The organism is Pseudomonas gingeri (genome assembly GCF_013385635.1).
Taxonomy (GTDB): domain Bacteria; phylum Pseudomonadota; class Gammaproteobacteria; order Pseudomonadales; family Pseudomonadaceae; genus Aquipseudomonas; species Aquipseudomonas gingeri_A.
Map to the genome: position 1 here is coordinate 1 of NZ_JACAPR010000052.1, position 19737 is coordinate 19737.

At 62.6% G+C, this 19737-nt stretch carries 17 protein-coding genes and 2 pseudogenes; 5 read left to right on the forward strand and 14 right to left on the reverse strand.

Annotated elements, in window-relative coordinates; genetic code table 11:
- From HX851_RS33250 to HX851_RS33315, 14 genes and pseudogenes are all read right to left on the reverse strand, one after another.
- Nucleotides 1-457, reverse strand: a pseudogene (locus HX851_RS33250) (hypothetical protein); the annotation flags it as partial.
- Nucleotides 435-1574 carry a KPHS_23130 family T6SS system protein gene (locus HX851_RS33255; protein WP_177066444.1) on the reverse strand — a complete coding sequence of 380 codons (1140 nt, stop codon included), beginning with the start codon at nt 1572-1574 and terminating at the stop codon, nt 435-437. The pseudogene HX851_RS33250 and the gene HX851_RS33255, both read right to left, overlap by 23 nt.
- On the reverse strand, nt 1571-1828 hold the full coding sequence (locus HX851_RS33260) for a PAAR domain-containing protein (protein ID WP_177066446.1): 258 nt from the start codon (nt 1826-1828) through the stop codon (nt 1571-1573). Before HX851_RS33260 ends, HX851_RS33255 begins: the two co-directional genes overlap by 4 nt.
- A gap of 28 nt (nt 1829-1856) precedes the next feature.
- On the reverse strand, nt 1857-2429 hold the full coding sequence (gene tli1a, locus HX851_RS33265) for a Tli1a family immunity protein (RefSeq protein ID WP_177066448.1): 573 nt from the start codon (nt 2427-2429) through the stop codon (nt 1857-1859).
- On the reverse strand, nt 2416-4722 hold the full coding sequence (locus tag HX851_RS33270) for a T6SS phospholipase effector Tle1-like catalytic domain-containing protein (RefSeq protein WP_177066450.1): 2307 nt from the start codon (nt 4720-4722) through the stop codon (nt 2416-2418). Before HX851_RS33270 ends, tli1a (HX851_RS33265) begins: the two co-directional genes overlap by 14 nt.
- Nucleotides 4710-5216 carry a Tli1a family immunity protein gene (gene tli1a, locus HX851_RS33275; protein WP_218173568.1) on the reverse strand — a complete coding sequence of 169 codons (507 nt, stop codon included), beginning with the start codon at nt 5214-5216 and terminating at the stop codon, nt 4710-4712. The genes HX851_RS33270 and tli1a (HX851_RS33275) overlap by 13 nt, the downstream gene beginning before the upstream one ends.
- A gap of 49 nt (nt 5217-5265) precedes the next feature.
- Complete coding sequence (gene tla1, locus HX851_RS33280) at nt 5266-6036, reverse strand: toxin Tle1 chaperone Tla1 (protein ID WP_177066452.1); 771 nt, start codon at nt 6034-6036, stop codon at nt 5266-5268.
- A complete protein-coding gene (locus HX851_RS33285; RefSeq protein WP_177066461.1) occupies nt 6033-8453 on the reverse strand; it encodes a type VI secretion system Vgr family protein in 2421 nt (806 codons plus the stop codon). Before HX851_RS33285 ends, tla1 begins: the two co-directional genes overlap by 4 nt.
- 712 nt (nt 8454-9165) lie before the next feature.
- Nucleotides 9166-9936, reverse strand: a complete 771-nt coding sequence (gene etfB, locus HX851_RS33290; protein ID WP_177061339.1) for an electron transfer flavoprotein subunit beta — start codon at nt 9934-9936, stop codon at nt 9166-9168.
- A 15-nt stretch (nt 9937-9951) separates the two neighbouring features.
- Entirely contained in the window at nt 9952-11172 is a 1221-nt protein-coding gene (gene etfA, locus HX851_RS33295; RefSeq protein WP_177066454.1) for an electron transfer flavoprotein subunit alpha, read from the reverse strand.
- The gene (gene dgcB / locus HX851_RS33300) at nt 11172-13115 is read right to left on the reverse strand and encodes a dimethylglycine demethylation protein DgcB (protein ID WP_177066456.1); all 1944 of its coding nucleotides are present in this window, start codon (nt 13113-13115) and stop codon (nt 11172-11174) included. The genes etfA and dgcB overlap by 1 nt, the downstream gene beginning before the upstream one ends.
- Nucleotides 13116-13335: 220 nt before the next feature.
- Complete coding sequence (gene dgcA / locus HX851_RS33305) at nt 13336-15396, reverse strand: dimethylglycine demethylation protein DgcA (protein ID WP_177061333.1); 2061 nt, start codon at nt 15394-15396, stop codon at nt 13336-13338.
- A 15-nt stretch (nt 15397-15411) separates the two neighbouring features.
- Nucleotides 15412-15942 (reverse strand): DUF5943 domain-containing protein, encoded by a 531-nt coding sequence (locus tag HX851_RS33310; protein WP_071490300.1) that lies wholly within the window; start codon nt 15940-15942, stop codon nt 15412-15414.
- 96 nt (nt 15943-16038) lie between these two features.
- Complete coding sequence (locus HX851_RS33315) at nt 16039-17016, reverse strand: dipeptidase (protein ID WP_177061331.1); 978 nt, start codon at nt 17014-17016, stop codon at nt 16039-16041.
- 244 nt (nt 17017-17260) lie between these two features.
- On the opposite strand from HX851_RS33315, the gene HX851_RS33320 reads away from it, so the two are divergent.
- The 5 genes and pseudogenes from HX851_RS33320 (at nt 17261) to HX851_RS33340 (ending at nt 19637) form a co-directional block, all read left to right on the forward strand.
- Entirely contained in the window at nt 17261-17662 is a 402-nt protein-coding gene (locus tag HX851_RS33320; RefSeq protein ID WP_177061329.1) for a lysozyme inhibitor LprI family protein, read from the forward strand.
- Between the two features lie 84 nt (nt 17663-17746).
- On the forward strand, nt 17747-18523 hold the full coding sequence (locus HX851_RS33325; RefSeq protein WP_177066457.1) for a bestrophin-like domain: 777 nt from the start codon (nt 17747-17749) through the stop codon (nt 18521-18523).
- A 144-nt stretch (nt 18524-18667) separates the two neighbouring features.
- Nucleotides 18668-18881 (forward strand): annotated as a pseudogene (locus HX851_RS33330) (type II toxin-antitoxin system RelE family toxin).
- Nucleotides 18865-19188, forward strand: a complete 324-nt coding sequence (locus HX851_RS33335) for a helix-turn-helix domain-containing protein (RefSeq protein WP_177061325.1) — start codon at nt 18865-18867, stop codon at nt 19186-19188. Before HX851_RS33330 ends, HX851_RS33335 begins: the two are co-directional and overlap by 17 nt.
- Before the next feature lie 32 nt (nt 19189-19220).
- Nucleotides 19221-19637: a DUF3010 family protein gene (locus HX851_RS33340; RefSeq protein ID WP_177061323.1), complete on the forward strand. Its 417-nt coding sequence runs from the start codon at nt 19221-19223 to the stop codon at nt 19635-19637.
- Nucleotides 19638-19737: the final 100 nt, after the last annotated feature.

Consider the following 19737-nt stretch of genomic DNA (forward strand, 5'->3'; position numbering starts at 1 on the left):
GGCCTTGCTGCCAACGGTCTTTGCTCAGGCCTGGAGCGAGGGCTTCAATCTGCTCGTGTTCGCCGACCACCAGCAGTACGCGGACCTTGCGGCGCCAGAAAGGACCGTGGCGGTCGCGCAGGTGTTCGAGCAATCTTGATCGTTCTTTCTGCGCGTCTGACTGGGCCGGAGGCAAAGTCGGCAGCGGCTCCGGACCAATCACCAATTTGCGCAGCCCGTGCAGCACGATCCGCCAGCTCAACGCCGCCAGGGCAAACAGCAGTGCCCAGCCCAGCAATGCCTTGAACAGGATGTCCTGCAACTGGAGGCGGCTGGCAGGCCAGGGGCCGGCCCACAGCCACCAGGCTCCGGTTCCGATCACGACCAGCACGGCCACAATCAGCGCCAGTAACAAAAGCGTATGCCAGGCGAATGGCACGTTTGTAGTATCAGTATCAGCGACGTGTAGTTGATTCATCGGGTTCCACAACTCCCAGGGCCAGGGTGTGATCAGGGTCGTTCGCCAGCCAGGCGCAAGGCACGCCATGGGCCTCGACATACGAGGCGGCCAGAGTCAGCACGACCATCGCCTCCAGGCCGGCCAGCGCGCCGAAGTTGGCGTCTTGCAGATGTTGTCGGGTATTCCAGCCGATGGCGGACAGGTCGGAAATATCCGGCTGGGAAAAGCCCACGCAGGTGTGCACCGGCGCCTCCAGTTCGCTCTGTCGCTGTGCCCGCCCGGCCACCGAAGCAAGACTGTCGGTATCAGCGGCAAACCACTCGCCACGGCAAAAGCGCACGCCACCTTGCGGGCCGAGCAGCCAGAGCAACGCGGCTTCGCCCGCGGGCAGGCGACTGTCCGGCTGCGTCGGCGAGGACTGGCAACCGGCACAGAGAATCCGTGCGTCAGCGGGTGCGCCCTGCAACCGGTCGATAATCGCGTCCAGGCTGGCAAGGCCTTGCCAGGGCTCGGGGTCTTCGGGCAATAGCACCTGCGGACAGGATTTCGTCATCTGTTCGACAAAGGCCCGCCAGGCAGCAGGTGTGCCCTGCCAGTAACAACGCAAGGGCTGCAAGACGATGGGTACCTCTCGTTGCGCCTGCCAGTGCAGGGCCAGCAGCGTCGCCAACTGGTGCTCGCGCTTGGCGCTGTCGCGACCGGAGACCTCGGGCAGACGAATCGCGACGCCCCCGGTAGTCTTGCGCGGCACGGGCGGCACATGGCCTGGCTTGAACAGACCTTGCATCTGCTCCGACGTGCGGCACGCGCCTCCCAGCAGCACCGCCTCGACCAGCGCGGCTTGCTGCCGATGGCGCTGCCACCAGCGTTGCTGTATCCGTCGCGCCGTCTCGCCATAGCAGTGCGCGTTATGGCGATTGAAACGGTAGTACAACACCCGCAGCAGCAGGGCCAATACCCAGAACAGCAATACGGCGACCATGCCAATCGCCGCCAGACGCACCTCGATAAAGGGCCGCAACAGCGCGCTGGCGCTGCCCACCAAAGCCAGCAGCGCCGCGCCGCCGGCCAGCCAGCGCGAATACACGGGAGGCGCCACCAGCGGATAGGCCGCGAACGTCGGCGCCGGGGTCATGAGGCCACCCACGAATCAGCCACGGAACTGACCAGGGTACAGCCGCACTCGCAGCGGTGGCCGTGCAGCGCCACCGGGCGATCGTTGACCTCGAACAGGTCGCTGCCCTCGGCAATGCGGGTCAGGCCATGCAGATTGCAGCGCACGGCATCGCCCTGGCAGGCAATGGGCTGGCCGTAGTAAGAGAAATGCCCTTCCAGTACCTCGCCACCAAACTCGCGTAGCGTGTCGCCTTGTCGAATCACCGGTTTCATCGCTTCACCTCCCACCCTTCAACACGCTTCACTGCGGACATGATTGCGGCTCCGGCAAGTGCAGCGGGGTCTTGATCGGATATTCGGGGCTGCCGTAGGCGTAGCAGGAGGTGCTGACCTGGAGTTCATCGCAAGGCAGGAAATGCACGGTGAGGCCACAGACTTTCTGACCGGTGTAGTCCGGTACCGGCACTAACTTGCTGTGTTGGCGCTTTTGTGAATTCACCTTTTCCTTCCAAGCCAAATACTTAGGCCAATCACCAAATCCGGGAAAACCTTTCGAGCTGCCCGCTCCTGTTTCCCAATCAATCCGCACCGTCATCCCCGGCTGCCAGCGCGCCGGGGCGACATAACAACAACCTCCTCCGCCCCCCTGATAGGGACCGATAATGTCGATCCCCGAACGGCCATCGACGCTGAAATGGTTGATCGCCCAGTGGGTGTGGTTGATGGCTTCAAGGGTGCTGGCCTGGGTGTTTTGCGCGAGCACGCTCGCGGCCAGGCCGCACAGGACACCGAGTCCTGTGCGCCACGCAGCGATTGTGAACAGAGGAAAAGCTTCTTGCGCAAGAGGACGCGGGATGACTTCAGACCTGCGCATCGCTCACCTCGCCGCTTTTGGCGTAAAAATCCTGCCACAGCGCATCGATGGCCTGTAGCGCCTGGGCCCGGCGTTCGGCATCCATGACCACGGGCACTGCCACAGGGGCAGGTAGGCCGGTGGCATCCGCCAGCAGCGGCTTGTCGTTTTCGTCATACAGCGCCAGGTCCCGTCTGCCGGCATCACCGAAGAACACCATGCGTTCACGTAGATAGCCGCCAAAAGGCTCGCGCGTCCCCAGGGCGGCATAGAGAAACCAGGCACGGGAGTCGTGGACCTGATCGTCGAACAGCGCCCGCAACAAGCCCTCGGGCTGGGTGACGTTGCGGCTTTCATCGACATTGCCGCGCCGGCTTTCATCCACGGAATCGTATTCATTCTTCGGTCGCGGGAATAACTGGCGGACCCTGGCATTCCCCGCCGCCTTCATCTGCTCGCGCTCGACCCGCGCTTCGGCAATCGCCTGCACACCAGGAACCAGCAGCCGGGCCCTAGAGATCGCCACGGAAAGCGATAGACCGCCGCGATAGTCCTGGGCGAATTCCTCGGCCGCTTCGCGCAACTGGGTTTGCGCCATCTCCGGGTCGAAGTCCTTGATCCCAGGCTTCATCGGCCGTTTCGGTTCACGGCCCAGGCGTTCCAGGGCCAATTGCTGCTTACGGTCCTTTTCGACTCCGGCCTGTTTCTTGTTGCGCAGGTCTTCGGCGTTCTGGCGTGCCTCCTTGTCGGCTTCGATATCGCTCGCCTGAAGGTAGAACGGCGTCTGCTTCAGGCTGGCAAAGGCATAACGGTCAATGCGCCAGGCGGTGATCCAACCCATCTGGTCGCGCAACGCCTGTTCCAAGGTTTCCTGGGCCAGTAACGGTTGGTAGTGTTCGGCCCGCTCGGTGGGCAGTGGTTGTGTTCCGGGGATCAGGCCCAGAGTGACTTGGCGCCAGGCGTTGAAGCGGTTGACCAGCTCTGGCGCTGCTTCGAATTCTTGTGCTAAATCAGGCGTCATTACTCGCCAACGCTCATGACTTAAAGTCACAGGCAGAGCGTCTTCTGGTACTTTCAAGGGCGCACCATGGGCAAAGGCATCGGCATACAGATCGTGCAGGGCTATCTGCGACAGCAACAGGCCGTCACCTTCGATATTGTCCTTACTACACGCCTTCCCCTGATCCCCAGGCGGATACCCACCCCCCTGATCCGAGTGCACACCGGGGTGCAGCACTTCCACGCTATTGGCCGGGTATTCACCGCTCTCACGGCGAATGGAGTCCGACGGGAAGCACAGGCGCTGCTCATGGCCAGCCACGATATGCAGGCAGCGCTTGACCAAGCTGCCGCTGGGCAGCTCCTGGGAACCGTCGGCCCAGCCCATATGTCCCTGCGCCCCCGGAATGATATCGGCGACCCCCACCGAGGCCACGGTATCCAGCAGCCCGAGGTATTCGACGCTGATAGGCAGCGTCATATCGAGCAGTTTCAGGCTGGGCGTTGCTTCGGAGCGGGACAGCAACTGGTTCAGCCAACTGACAAAGGCCCGCGCCGCCGCCGCGCCACGGGAAAATCCGTAGACATAGAGCTTGATGCCCAGCAACTTGGGGTGGCCGGGATTCGGTTGGCTCAAGGCGATGCCCAGGGGTTTGAGCAGGGACGCGAGCTGCGTGTAGAACTCACGACGGCGGCTACCCTGGCCGGTCACCGACTCCAGCCCGTGCGAGCTGCCCATGGCCTTGACCGCGGCGAACAGGGTGGCGTTGTCCTGGCGGGGTAGCCCGAGCGTGCGCCGCAGCGCATCGATGATCATCAGCAGGCCCCAGTTGATACGCTCTTCGCCGTAACTGGCCAAGGCCAGACCGAAGGTGCTGTAGTTCAGATCACCTACTTCCGGAAAAGGCGTACCCACGCCCGGCATGTAGTACTTGAAGTACTGGCCGTTGCCGGTGCCTGGAGCATCGGTCAACCATTGGGCTTTTTCGCTATGGGCGGTGCCGCCGGCGTACCCGTCGCCGATGCTGGCGCGGAACATGCGCGCGATATTGGTCGGGTGCCGGGGATCGGACAGATAGAAGTCATGGTTGAGGTTATTGCCGGTGCCGTCGAAGCAGAGGCTGATATGCAGGGTTTTGCAGCACGGCGGCATTCCCCGACGCCCGGCGGCCACAGCCAGGGCATTGTGGTAATCGCGCTCCAGTTGGCACTGGCGTTGGATATTCTGCTGGACCTGTGCGGGCCGAGAGGGCAGGCGACCCTGAACCGGAAACTGTGGTGGGTACCAAAGAGGGGCATGCTTTACTGCGGACATGATTGCGGCTCCGGTAAGTGCAAGGGAGTCTTGATCGGGTATTCGGGGCTACCGTAGGCGTAGCAGGAGGTGCTGACCTGCAGTTCATCGCAAGGCAGGAAATGCACGGTGAGGCCGCAGACTTTCTGGCCGGTGTAGTCCGGTACCAGGACTACCTTGCTGTGCTGGCGTTTTTGCGCATCGATTCGTTTAATCCATGCATGGTATTTGGGGCGATCAGCAAAACCAGGAAAGCCTTTCGAGCTGCCCGCTCCTGTTTCCCAATCAACCCGCACCGTCATCCCCGGCTGCCAGCGCGCCGGGGCGACATAACAGCAACCTCCTCCGCCCCCCTGATAGGGACCGATAATGTCGATCCCCGAACGGCCATCGACACTGAAATGGTTGATCGCCCAGTGGGTGTGGTTGATGGCTTCAAGGGTGCTGGCCTGGGCGTTTTGCCCGAGCACGCTCGCGGCCAGGCCGCAGAGCGTGACAGCCAGAAAATGGGGCATTGATAGTGTGGACATTGGATTCATTTCCTCTCCTTGTGGGGCGACCCACTCAGGCCTTACGTACCCTGTCGAGGGTGAAGGCTTCGCGTTCGGTGTCCACCAACACCCCGGCCTCGGTGGCATCGAGCATGGCGGCGTAACAGGCCTGAAAACGCCGTTCGGCGCTCCATTCGGCAGGCAGTGCCGTGCGCAGGTTCTCAAGGGCCAGGGTGGCGTCGCTGGCACAACCGAGGGTCTCCAACTGGCTGTCGCTGAGGTCGAAGGGCTTGAAGGTCTCAAGGCTGTCGGGCGTATCGGCGGCCCCCAGCAGGCGCTGGGGCGCGCCATCGCGATCGAGCCAGCTCCAGAACAGCACCGGACGCAACAACGCCTGTTGCTGCCCAGGCTCCAGGACATGACTGAACAGCAGCGGAAACAGGCGCGGGTCGTAGTAACGCAGCAGTCCCGGACAGCCGCCGTTGCTCGCCTCCAGGCATCGATCGAGGTACTCGGCCAGGGCCTGGAACGGCCACATCGAGGCCAATGCCAGTAATTGCGAGCAACCATCGAGTTCGTGCATCAGACCGGCCAACCAGTGCCGTTGCAGCGGTTGCGCCAGATCGACACGTACCAACAAGGGCGCCAGCTCTTCGGCGGCTTCTTCCGGCATCCCGGTGAACAGCGAATACCAGGGCAAGGGTGGCTCGACGCTGAGTACACTGGACAACCACGGTTCATCGCCGCCCGACTGATCGATGATGATGTCCAGGCAGGTGCTGGAGCCTTGCGCGCAGGCCGCGTCCAGCAGGCCGAGCCAGGTGTCGATATGGGGGGTGGTCATACGGCTATCTCCTTGCGTACGAAGCCCTGAGCGGCGGCTCGCGCCTTTTTCAGGCAGTCCTTGCACACCGAACCCGGCAACTCAGGAAGCGCAAACACCTCTTCGGTCGGATCGTTGACCAGGTGCCGCCCCTTGATGCTGATCAGTCCCGGACCATGGATCTGGATCTCCCCACTCGGGGTGATGCGGATATAACCGCCACCACACCCCAGGGTGATGCCGTTCCGGGCGGTCAGTTGCAGATGCCCCTGCACCGATTGCACGTCGATGTCCTGCTGGGCGATCAGCTTCAGCACGTCGGCGTGGGATTCGATTTCCAACGGGCCCTGGCCGGACACCAGGCGCATGCCCTCCTGCCGGGCCAGCAGGGAAATGCCCTGCCCGGCATGGGCGGACAGACGCCCGGCGGCGGCCAGATTGATCTCGGCCTGGCTTTGCAGGTAGAGCGCCTCGCCGCTGTTGAGCAACAGGCTGGCCGGGGTCAGCGTGCCGATGCCGTTGGGGGCGCTGAGCAGCATGGCCGGGGCACTCAGGTCCTTCGCGTCGGCCTGCAATCGCCCCAGGCCGTCGAGGTCGGGCTGGCGGCTGTGGTGGGCCTGGGCGATCTCCCGCCAGTCGGTCATTTGCTGCCTGGCGCCCTGGAGCAGGGCGGTGGCCGGTTCCATGTCGAGTTGCTGGCCCTTGGCTCGGGTTTGTTCGTCGGCGCTGATCAACAGCCCCTTGCCGGCGCGAATCGCGCCCCAGCCATCGCTGCGCAGTTCAAAACCATCGCCACGCTTTTGCTTCCCGGCATCCACCAGATGCCCCAGGTTGAGCTGGCTCTTGCCGGCGTACTCGGTGCTGAGCTTGACGTGCTCCTGGCCGCGCTTGTCCTCCATGCGCAGCTTGTTGTTGGCCGGGGTGCGCAGCACGTTGCGGCTGTCGTCGCGCCGGGCCAGGGTCACGTGGTCAGGGTGCAGGCTGTCGTGGAGTGCATAGGCTATATAGGGGCGGTCCGGGTCGCCCTGTTCGAAGGCCACCGCCACTTCGGTGCCGGCGATCAGCGGCAGGTGCAGACCGTGGGTGTCGCCGGCATAGGGCCGTGCCAGGCGTAACCAGGCGCTTTCATGGCCGGTCGGCCACGGGTCGCGGTCGAACAGGAAACGTACCCGGTAGCGTCCCTCGAAATCGATCTCGGCGTAGGGATCGTCTTCTTTCGGGTTGCTGATGCGCGCCGGCAGGGTCCCGGCGATCTGTCGCTTGGGCGGCAACGGCGGCCGGAAGCACATCCTTTGTGTGTAGGGGATGGCCTGGAAGGTGACTTCGAGGCTGCGGTCACGGGCGGCGTGGAGGCTCAGTTGGGTGATGACCGCGCCGCGGGCAAAGGCTTGCGGCGCGCCGCCGGTGATGTCGAGCATCTGGCCGGGGGCCAGGGTGGCGCTGCTGCTGGCGCCGCTCAGTTGGGTCTGCGCGTTGAGGTAACGCTCGTGGCGCAGGCGCGCGTAGAAGTAACCACTCTCGCTTTGCAGGTCTTCGTCCTCGAGTAGCGGGTTACCGAGCACGCTGTAGGGCTCGCCGTAGTGGTAGGCCTCGCCGTAGGTGGTCGTGGCGCCCCCGCCCCCGCCATCGGTCTGGTCCACTTCGCCGTCGAGCCAGGCCTTGGCGTCCCGATAGTCGTAGGCGCGCAAGTTGACGGTCTGTTCGACCACCCGGTGGCGGCTTTGCAACTGCCATACCGCGTCCTCGTCGCTGCTGCTCAGGCCCGAGGGCGGGAGATACGGCAACTCGATGTCGTACTGATAGCCGCGCTGATCGTCGTGGAACTCCACGACAGCGATTCGCACACGGTCGTCGTGGCTGAAGCAATACCAGATACCGACGTCGGCCAGCAGGCGCTCGATAAAGGCCAGGTCGCTTTCGTCGTATTGCATGACCTGCTCGCGACGGGGATACTCCCTGATGAGTCTGAAATGGAATTCATAGCCTTCGAACGCGTGGCGACCGCGCAGAATCTTCTCGACGATCTCCGGCACCGACTGGTGTTGATAAATGCGCCATTGCTTGCCCCGATCCAGCAGGGCCAGGCGCGGTTGCAGGACGATTTCGTAGCGGGCTTCGTCCCTGGAAGCGGACAGACGATTGAAATCGGTGATCACCCCGTACAAGGTCCGTAGCGGCTTGACCTCGGGCGTGGGAAAACCCGACAGCTGCTTGCGCCGCTTGTGCGGCGCGGTGTACAGGCTGAAGCCGGCGTCCTGGCCGAGCAGTTTTTCGGCGGGGATGTCCAGGTCGGGGGCAGTGAATTCCACACGGTAGTTGAATCGCTGGCTCAAGCCCTCGTTGCCCGTGAAGGCCAGGACGTCAAGCGTGATGTCGAGATTTCTGACCCAGAGTTTATGGCGGCTGTGGTCGAAGAAGGTGGGCGGCGGGCTGGACATGGATCCGGCCCCCATGGATTGTTTCGAGGCGAGCGAATTCATGGGCGCGGCCTCCACTCTGAAAGGGGACCGAAAGCGAGGATGTTGAACAACACTGTGTATATGTTTAGATTTTCCGCGGCCAGCACTACAGCGCCGCCAGAATAGGTGGATAACTGTTCTACGGACATTAAAGGAACTCCCCAGGCTGCCGGCGACAGCCAATAACTCCCTTGACTACGAGACATGCATGACATGCACTCGCTCACAAAGACAATAGAGTTATTACAAGACAACAATCCACTAAACAGAACGGTCCGGGAAGTTTCCTACCTTATATACGGATGGGACTACATCACTTACCCAGCCTTGTTGAAGTGTCGGCTTGAGTTGTTGATCGGCGGGGTAAAAACTAAAAGGCTATTTTTAATTGATTGAAAGTGAATGACTTGATGTTAAACATCAACCGTCATCGTCAATGTGTAGGAGCCGGCTTGTCGGCGATGGCGTGCGCAAGGGTACCTCAAGGCTCAAGGGCCTCATCGCTGGCAAGCCAGCGCCTACAGGGAGGGTGTTCGCCTTCATGATCGTTTCATGATCGTTCCCACGCTCCAGCGTGGGCATGCAGCCGGTGACGCTCTGCGTCACAAGAAGCGGACGCAGAGCGTCCAGAGACGCGTTACCACGCGGAGCGTGGGAACGATCGGACTTCAGCAATACCGGAGACGTGGTATCAGCGCACCACCCCTTCCTCGATCAACAACTTGAGGATCGCCTCGGCGCCCGCCTCGGCACTGACGCCCTTGAGCACCTGACCGCCACCACCGCTGGCCTTGGCCGTGGCGGCTTTCATGCGGTCGGCACCGCTCTTGGCCTTGATCACTTTCAGGCGCTTGGGCCGTGGCTTGGCCGGTTGCAGCTGCGCGCCGGCGAACAACTCATCCTCCAGCACCTCGACTTCCTCGGCCTGCAACACCCCGCGCTGTGCCGGACCATAGGCACTCTGGCGTGGCTTGGGCGCGGCGTTATCCACCGTGGCGAGAAACGGCAGGCGGACTTTCAGGCGCCGCCGCTGACCGCGCGGCAAGGCCTGCAGCACATGGGCCACGCCACCGGCAATCGACTCGACTTCGGCCAGCCCCACCACCAGCGGCCAACCGAGGTTTTCCGCCAACAGGAACGGCAGCATGCCCGAACCTTCGCCGGTTTCCGCCTGGCTACCCGTGAGCACAAGCTGTGCTCCGGCATCGCGCAGATAATCGGTCAGCGCCGGCAGCACATCGGCACCGGCCGGTTGTTCCAGCACGCGCAACTCGTCCAGGCCCATGCCCAGGTATGCCCGCAGCGCCGGCTCGGCGACATCGCCGGCATGCACCACCTGCAAGTTATCCCCGGCCAATTGCAGGCCCAGTTCCACCGCACGGGCATCCTGCTCGGCGCGCCGGGCGCGGCCGGAGGTCGGGTGGGCGCCGATGGACACCAGGCTGATTACATTCGTACTCATGAAGTCATCCCTACCTTAAGCCGCATCGCGCTTGGCGCCGTTGCGATATGCCGTCACCGCCGCGATCAGGGCACGGAAGATCTCGCTGCTCTCGCCGATCACCGACAGGTCGGCACGCTTGATCATGTCGCAGCCCGGATCGAGGTTGATCGCCACCACCTTGTCGCAGGCACCGATGCCTTGCAGGTGCTGGATCGCCCCGGAAATCCCCACGGCCACATAGACCCGCGCCGTGACCCAGGTACCGCTGGCGCCGACCTGGCGGTCGCGAGCCATGAAGCCGTCGTCCACCGCCACCCGCGAAGCGCCTTCGGTCGCCCCGAGGGCAGCGGCCGTTTCGTGGAACAGCGCCCAGTCCTTGACCCCGTTGCCGCCGGAGAAAATGAATTCAGCTTCGGCCATCGGAATCGCCGCCGGATCCACCGCCACCGCACCGAGATCCTCGATACGCGGCAGGCTGCGGGCGATGCTTGTGGATAACTCCACCGGCAAGGCTTCGTGACGGGTTTCGCTGACCGGCTCGGCGCATTCGGCGGCAGCCAGGATCAGGCGTGCCAACGGCCGCGCCAGGTCCTGCAGGCCGGCACCGGCTCGACCGATACACGCCTCGCCCTTGACCTGCCAGACCCGCGTGGCCGGGCGCTCGCCCAGGCTGGCGGCAAACCGCCGACCCAACTCGCCACCGCCGCTGCGGCTGTCCGGCAGCAACCAGTGCCGGGGGTTGAACTGGTTATCCACAGCCCGCAGGCCCTGGACCCGTTGTTCCGGTGAATATCCGTTGAACGCGTTGCCTTCGAGCACCAGCAAGCGATCGACGCCCGCGGCTGCAAAGGCGCTTTCCTTGTGCTCGCCGAAGACCACCGCCAGCACGGCGCCGTCCTTGCCGGCCAACTGATGGGCGAGTCCGAGCAGGTCGCGGTCGTGACTGCTCAGACGACCGCCGACCATGTCCGGTACCACACTGATATAAAACGCCGGTTGCGGCACCTGATGCAGCGGCAACTGCACTTCGACACTGGCCGAACGCTTGCTCGCGCCGCCCTGCTGGGCGCCGCTGCGGTCGATACGCTTGATGCCGTTGGGACCGATAAAGCCGATGCCGTGGACATTCTTGCGCACGATCCCATTGGGGCCCATCCAGCTGTGCTGCACCGGTTGCATGGCCGCATGCAGCGGATGCAGGCGGTTACGGGCGATCCATTCGGCGCGGGGATCACGGCGGATAATGTCGCTCATCAATGCACCTCCGCGGGTTCACGCTTGGGGGCCGGTTTGCTCGGCGCCGCTTCTTCAAGCAGGGCGTCGGCCACCAGTTCGGCCAGGTCCTTGATCAACGGCCGCGGCTCCACCACGCCTTCGAGCATCGCCGTGCATTGCGGGCAACCGACCGCCACCAGTTCGGCGCCGGTTTCGCGGATATCTTCCATGCGCATATCGGGAATCCGCTGCTTGCCGGGAATATCGGTGATCGGTGCACCGCCGCCGCCGCCGCAGCAACGGGAACGCAAACCCGAACGCTGCATTTCCCTGACCTCGATCCCCAGTGCCCGCAGCACGTCACGCGGCGCTTCATACTCGCCGTTGTAGCGGCCCAGGTAGCACGGGTCGTGGTAGGTCACGCTGTTGCCCTTGTGCTGCCCGAGGTTCAGGGCACCGGCGCCGATCAGCTCGGCCATGTAGGTACTGTGGTGCTGCACCAGATAGTCGCCGCCAAAGGCGCCGTATTCGTTTTTCAGCACATGGAAACTATGGGGATCGCAGGTGACGATGCGCTTGAAGCTGTACTTGGCCAGGGTCTGGATATTGCGCTTGGCCAGCAGTTGGAAGGTTGCCTCGTCGCCTAGGCGTCGTGCCACGTCACCGCTGTCGCGCTCTTCCAGGCCGAGCACCGCGAAGTCGACCTTGGCCGCTTTCAGCACTTTGACAAAAGCGCGCAAGGTGCGCTGGTTGCGCATGTCGAAGGCGCCGTCGCCGACCCAGAACAGCACATCGGTGGTTTTCTTGTCACTGAGCAGGTTGAGGTTCAGGTCCGCCGCCCAGTTCATCCGCCCGCCCGGGGCGAAACCGCCTGGGTTGTCGGTGGCGATCAGGTTTTCCAGGACTTCGGCGCCCTTGTTCGGGGTCGCGCCTTTTTCCAGGGTCAGGTGACGGCGCATGTCGACGATGGCATCGACGTGCTCGATCATCATCGGGCATTCCTCGACACAGGCACGGCAGGTGGTGCACGACCACAAGGTTTCGGCGTCCACCAGGCCGTTGACGATCGGCTGGTGCGGGTTGCCGGAGTGTTCGCCGACGGCCTTGCCAGGATACGGACTGCCGGCGAAGTTCGCGTCAGTGCCGCCGGCCAGGCCGACCACCATGTCCTGGATGAGCTTTTTCGGGTTCAACGGCTGGCCGGCGGCGAACGCCGGGCAAGCGGCTTCACATTTACCGCACTGCACGCAGGCGTCGAAGCCCAGCAGTTGGTTCCAGGTGAAATCCTTGGGTTTTTCCACGCCCAGCGGCGCTTGCGGGTCGCTCAGGTCCAACGGCTTGAGGCCGGTGGAGCGGCCACCGCCGAAGCGTTCGGCGCGACGGTGCCAGGCCAGGTGCAGGGCTCCGGCGAAGGCATGCTTCATCGGCCCGCCCCAGGTCATGCCGAAGAACAGCTCCGACACGCCCCACAGCACACCGACGCCGAGGATCACCGCCAGCACCCAGCCACCGAAATCCTGCGGAAGAATGCCGGCCACCGGCAGGGTGACCAGGAAGAACGACGCCGAGAACGCCAGCAGGCTTTTCGGCAGGCGCATCCACGGGCCTTTCGACAAGCGGCTCGGCGGATTGCGCCGCCGCAGGTAGACAAAGATCGCACCAACGAACATCACCGCCGACATCAGCAGCAAGGCATAGCCGAGGATGCGGTTGTGCAGGCCGAAACCGTGTACCAGGATCGCCAGGACGATCGAGGCCACCGCGCCGCCGGCCGTGGCGACGTGGGTGTTGGCGATGTATTTGTCCCGCGCCACCACATGGTGCAGATCGACCATGTAGCGCTTGGGCATGGCGAACAGGCCACCGAGCAGATCGACTTTCGACGCTCGACCGCGGCGCCACATGGCGACCCGCCGCAACGCACCGAGGACAGCGAGGCCCAGAGCAGCGAACAGCAGGATGGGAAGAAGGGTGTTCAACATAGGTGAAGCTCCCAAAGACCTCGGGTCTTGCAAGGGTCCATATGCATGCCGGTGAAGAGCATGCACCTACTTGTGGCGAGGGGGCTTGCCCCCGTTGGGCCGCGGAGCGGTCCCGGATCAGCCGGCGCGATGTATCAGGAAAACCGCGCCGACTGGCTTTGCGACTGCTCCGCAGCCGAGCGGGGGCAAGCCCCCTCGCCACAGGTGAGCATCGTGTCCGTTAGAAATCCTTGCACAGACGCAACGCGTCATAGATCGCCGCGTGCGTGTTGCGCTGGGCCACACAGTCGCCGATGCGGAACAGCAGGTAACCGTCACCCGGCTGACTCAACGAAGGCTGCGGCTTGATCGCGAACAGGGCGTCGATATCGATCTGGCCCTTGTTGCGCGAACCGTCCTTGAGCCCGTAGTAGATTTCCTCGTCCGGGCGCACGCCGTTCTCGACCACCACCTGATCCACGACCCGCTCTTCCTTGGCCCCGGTGTATTCGTTCTCCAGCACCGCCACCAGCTTGTCGCCCTCGCGGTAGACCTTTTCCAGCATCATGTCGCCGGTCATGATCACTTCTTTCGGGTACATGCTGCGGTAGTAAGTCGGGAACGACGTACCGCCGATCGCCACGCCCGGCTTGATGTCGTCGGTGACGATCTCGACCTGGCTGCCCTTGTCGGCGAGGAAGTCGGCCACTGACATGCCGGTGAATTCGCAGATGGTGTCGTAGACCAGCACGTTCTTGCCCGGTGCGACCTTGCCGTCGAGCACATCCCAGCTGCTGACCACCAGCCCTTCGGCGGCGCCCCAGTGCTCGTTCTGCTCAAGGAACGGATGACCGCCCACTGCCAGCACGACCACATCCGGACGCAGGTCGAGGATGGTCGCCGCATCGGCGGCGGTACCCAGTCGCACATCGACTTTCAGGCGTGCCAGTTCCAGCTGGAACCAGCGGGTGATACCGGCGATCTGGTCCCGTTGCGGTGCTTTCGAGGCTGTGGTGATCTGTCCGCCGATGGCGTCCTTCTTCTCGAACAGGGTCACGTCATGGCCGCGCTCGGCAGACACCCGCGCCGCTTCCATACCGGCAGGGCCGGCACCGACAACCACCACCTTGCGCTTGGGCCCGGTGGACTTCTCGATGATATGCGGCACGCCCATGTATTCACGGGAAGTCGCGGCGTTCTGGATGCACAGGACGTCGAGGCCCTGGTACTGGCGGTCGATGCAATAGTTGGCGCCGACGCACTGCTTGATCTGGTCGACCTGGCCCATCTTGATCTTGGCGATCAGGTGCGGGTCGGCGATGTGCGCGCGGGTCATGCCGACCATGTCGACATAGCCGCCTTCGAGAATGCGCGTCGCCTGGTTCGGGTCCTTGATGTTCTGTGCGTGCAGGACCGGCGCCTTGACCACTTCCTTGATCCCGGCGGCCAGGTGCAGGAACGGCTCCGGCGGGTAACTCATGTTCGGAATCACGTTGGCCAGGGTGTTGTGGGTGTCACAACCCGAACCGACCACACCGATGAAGTCGAGCATGCCGGTGTCGTCGTAATACTTGGCGATCTGCTTCATGTCCTCGTGGGACAGGCCGTCCGGGTGGAACTCGTCACCGCAGATACGCATGCCGACGCAGAAGTCGTCGCCGACCTCCTTGCGCACCGCCTTGAGCACTTCCAGGCCGAAACGCATGCGGTTCTCGAAGCTGCCGCCCCATTCGTCGGTACGCTTGTTGACCCGTGGGCTCCAGAACTGGTCGATCATGTGCTGGTGCACCGCCGACAGTTCGACGCCGTCCAGGCCGCCGGCCTTGGCCCGCGCCGCCGCGGTGGCGTAGTTGCCGATCACCCGCCAGATTTCTTCCGGCTCGATGGTCTTACAGGTGGCGCGGTGCACCGGCTCACGGATGCCCGACGGCGACAACAGGGTCGGCCAGTGTTCGCCGTCCCAGCGCGAACGCCGGCCCATGTGGGTAATCTGGATCATGATCTTGGCGCCATGCTTGTGCATGGCATCGGCCAGGTTCTGGAAGTGCGGAATGATCCGGTCGTCGGCCAGGTTCACCGATTTCCACCAGCCTTGCGGGCTGTCGATGGCGACGCTGGAAGAACCGCCGCAGATCGCCAGGCCGATCCCGCCCTTGGCTTTCTCTTCGTAGTACTTCACATAGCGGTCGGTGGTCATCCCGCCGTCGGTGGCATACACCTCGGCGTGGGCGGTACTGAGCACGCGGTTGCGGATGGTCAGTTTGCCGATCTGGATCGGCTGGAACATTGCTTCGAAAGCCATGACGGGTTCCTCGACTTACAACGGCTTGACGGTGAACAGGCCATCGTCGTGGCCTTCTTCGGAGCCGCCGTAGACCTGCTCGGCCACGGTGCGAACCTTACTGCCGCGAGCTTCGAGGATCTGGTCCATGGCGCCGGCGAACCAGCCGGTGAACATGTAGTCGACCTTGCGCCCGACCTTGCCGTAGACGTAGACGAATGCCGAGTGTTCGAGCTTGACGCTGGCGGTGCCCTTGTCGAGGTCGATGTCCTGGATCTTGAACAGGCCCCAGCCGCGTTGCGACAGGCGCTTCATGTAGTGCTCGAACACCGCGACGCCTTCCAGGCCATGGCATTCGGCTTCTTTTTCACACCAGTGCCAGGCGGACTTGTAGCCGGCCTTGTAGAGGATTTCGGCATAGGCCTCGGCGCCCAGCACTTCCTCGATGCCCATATGGTTGTTGACGAAGAAATGCCGTGGAACATAGAGCATCGGCAGGGCGTCGGAAGTCCAGACACCGGTCTCGCTGTCGACTTCGATGGGCAGTTGCGGGGCGATTTTAGCCATGGGAAACACTCCAGAATTCATTGATTGCGGCTGGCCGCTTACGCCCTGCGCGACGGGCGCGCAGGGTGAGGTGTCGGAAAGAGAAGCGGGCGGGACTTATTCGCCCCAGACGTCCTTGAGGACGCTTACCCAGTTTTCGCCCATGATCTTGCGCACCACGCGCTCAGGGTGACCGCGCTTGAGCAGGGTCTCGGTGAGGTTGGGGAACTCGCCCACGGTGCGGATGCCCAGCGGGTTGATGATCTTGCCGAAGCTGGTCAGGCGGCGGGCATAGCCCTTGTCGTGGGTCAGGTACTCGAAGAAGTCCTGGCCATGACCCTGGGTGAAGTCGGTGCCGATGCCGATGGCGTCTTCGCCGACGATGTTCATCACGTACTCGATGGCTTCGGCGTAGTCGTCGATGGTCGACTCGATGCCCTTGGCGAGGAACGGCGCGAACATGGTCACGCCGACAAAGCCGCCGTGGTCGGCGATGAACTTCAGTTCGGCGTCGGACTTGTTGCGCGGATGCTCTTTCAGACCCGAAGGCAGGCAGTGGGAGTAGGTCACCGGCTTCTTCGATTCGAGGATCACTTCCTCGCTGGTCTTGGAGCCGACGTGGGACAGGTCGCACATGATGCCGACACGGTTCATCTCGGCGACGATCTCGCGACCGAAGCCCGACAGGCCGCCGTCACGCTCGTAGCAACCGGTGCCCACCAGGTTCTGGGTGTTGTAGCACATCTGCACGATACCGACGCCGAGCTGCTTGAAGATCTCGACATAGCCGATCTGGTCTTCGAAGGCGTGGGCGTTCTGGAAGCCGAACAGGATGCCGGTCTTGCCCAGCTCCTTGGCCTTGCGGATGTCGGCGGTGGTGCGCACGGGCATGACCAGGTCGCTGTTCTCGCGGATCAGTTTCTGGCTCGAAGCGATGCTGTTGACGGTGGCCTGGAAACCTTCCCATACCGACACGGTGCAGTTGGCGGCGGTCAGCCCGCCCTTGCGCATGTCTTCGAACAGTTCACGGTTCCACTTGGCAATGATCAGCCCGTCGATAACGATGCTGTCGGCGTGCAATTCGGCTGGGCTCATCAGGCTGTCCCCTATAGGCGATACATGCGCCGAATCGTCTGCCGGCGCTTTGGGGCCAGCATATGCCCAGGGGGCGGCGGAGCCGGGTGCAAAAACGACAGGGGAATTGCCGAAAGCGTCAATCCGCGACAAAGCGCGTCAAGACGGTAGGCTCAAGGACTTGTCGCTGTACGACTATTCTTTGCATTCTGCTTGAGACAGAATTGCCCCACATCGCTCTCCTATCCCGTATCAGGACGCCGTAATGAAATCGATTTTCCTGGCCTTGGCCCTTGTCAGCATGGGCGTTCACGCGGCCGAAGAGTCCGACAACTCGCCTTGCGACGCGGTGCCGGACGACCAGCAGACCCTGGAATGCGCCACCTACAACAAAAACACCGCCGAGCAATTGCTCAAGGAGAACTTCCAGGCGCTGCTGGATCGGGTCGCGTCGCAATATGCGAACAAAAAGGCTGATCTGGCGGACATCACCGGCAAACTGCAGACTGCCGAACAGTTGTGGATAAAATCCCGCGATGCCGATTGCGCCATCGCCCCGTTCCCGGCGAAGGTCGGCAGCAAGCCATACAACATCGACCTGAACGACTGCCTGGCGAGCAAGAGCGACGAACGGTCGGAGTTCCTTGAGTCGCTGTTGCAGGAATAAGTCCGGATCGCTATCTACACTGCTTCAATCTGGCCTGGATTGGCTGTACAGGCGAGTTGTTCACGATAATCAGGAGATTTTCGTATGCGCTCACTTGCAGCCATTCCGCTCTATGCCCTCGCCATCTTTATCGCCATCGTGCTGTTTATCGAGATCGGCCGGCGCATCGGTACCCGGCATCTGGCCGCCGACCCCGAGGGCGCGCGGGTCGGCATCGGCGCCATCGAGGGAGCGGTCTTCGGCCTGCTGGCCCTGCTGATTGCCTTCACCTTCTCCGGCGCGGCCACGCGCATGGATGCCCGGCGAACCTTGATCGTCGCGGAAACCAATGCCATGGGCACCGCCTGGCTGCGCCTGGACCTGCTGCCAGTCGCCCACCAGCCAGCCTTGCGCCAGGATTTTCGCGACTATGTGGACGCACGCATCGCCTATTACCGCGACCTGACCGACATCGAACGCGCCACCCGGGAAAACGCCCGGGCCAATGCCCTGCAACTGGTTATCTGGAAAAAGGCCGTGGCCTCGTTGCAGGACATGCCGACACCGACCCTGGGGGTCAGCGCGTTGCAGGCGCTCAACGAGATGATCGACATCACCACCACCCGCAGCGTGGCGCTGGAAACCCATCCACCCTTGACCATCTACCTGATGCTGATCGCCCTGACCCAGATCAGCGCCCTGCTGATCGGCTACGGCATGGCCGGCACCGTCACCCGCCACTGGCTGCACAGCCTCGGCTACGCCCTGGTGATGGTCTGCGTGCTCTACGTGATCCTCGACTTCGAGTTCCCACGACTGGGCATCATCCGCGTCGACTACTTCGACAAGATCATGCTGGACTTGCGCAAAACGATGGATTAGGGACCTCGCCAATCCGGCAACATCAGGCAAACCTTGCCGCATTGTCGACACGGAGAATATAAGCAAATATTAGAAATTCTTATAAAAGACTTATATCATCCCATGAACACAATTTTCTGAACCCGGAAGGCCGTCAAACAGCTCCTGAAAATACATCGAGAACACCAGGTCCAGATTCGCGACGCAGTGTCGACGCTCAGTGACATGCCTGATGTGGGCAATGTGAAAAAACTTGTCCACCACGACTACGGGTACCGAATGCGAGTCGGTCATTACCGGATTCTGTTCGACTGGGAAGGCATCCTTAAAGTGGTCAGTATCCAAGAGGTAAAAAAAGCGCGATGAACGCACCTACTGACATCCAGATCATCAATGACGCCAACGGGCAGCCGGCTTTCGTCGTGATCCCCTACGCGCAATATGTCGCCCAACAAAGGGAGCCCGACCTGATCCCTCATGAGGTTGTCAGTCGCATGGTCGACGGGGCAACCCCCATTCGCGCCTGGCGCGAGTATCTGGATCTGACGCAAGATGAAGTAGCCAGGCGCCTGGGCATCTCGCAACCGGCCTATGCCCAGCAGGAATCCGTAGCCAGGCCGCGCAAGGCGACCCGCGAAAAAATCGCGGCGGCATTCGGCATCAAGGCAGACCAACTGCAGCTCTGATCTCCATTCCCAGCTACTCCCAAAGGACTCAAATGACTATCTGCGGCATCGAAATAAAAGGCAGCGAAGCCATCTTCGCCCTCGCCACCCTAAAGGACGGCAGCCCTGAACATGTTGCCGTCGCCATCAAGAAGATCGCCCTGGATGACGATGACGAAGCGGGTCACGTGAAAGCCTTCGCCGGCCAGATCAAGGCCTTTGTCCAGGCCAATGGCATCCAGCGCATCGCGATCAAGAAACGCAGCAAGAAAGGCGAGTTCGCCGGTGGACCGACCACGTTCAAGATCGAGGGCATCCTGCAGTTGCTGGACAACTGCGAAGTGACGCTGCTGTCACCCCAGACCCTCAACGCGCAGCACAAGAAGTTCGCCTTCACCCTGCCCGCGACGCTGAACAAATACCAGCATGAAGCCTACAAGGCGGCCTGTGCGGCGCTGCTGAAGAAGTAACCCTTTTCCAGAACATCACAAACCTTGTAGGAGCTGGCTTGCCAGCGGTGGCATCCGAAGGGTTGATGCACGACTTTACGGCCCCATCGCCGGCAAGCCG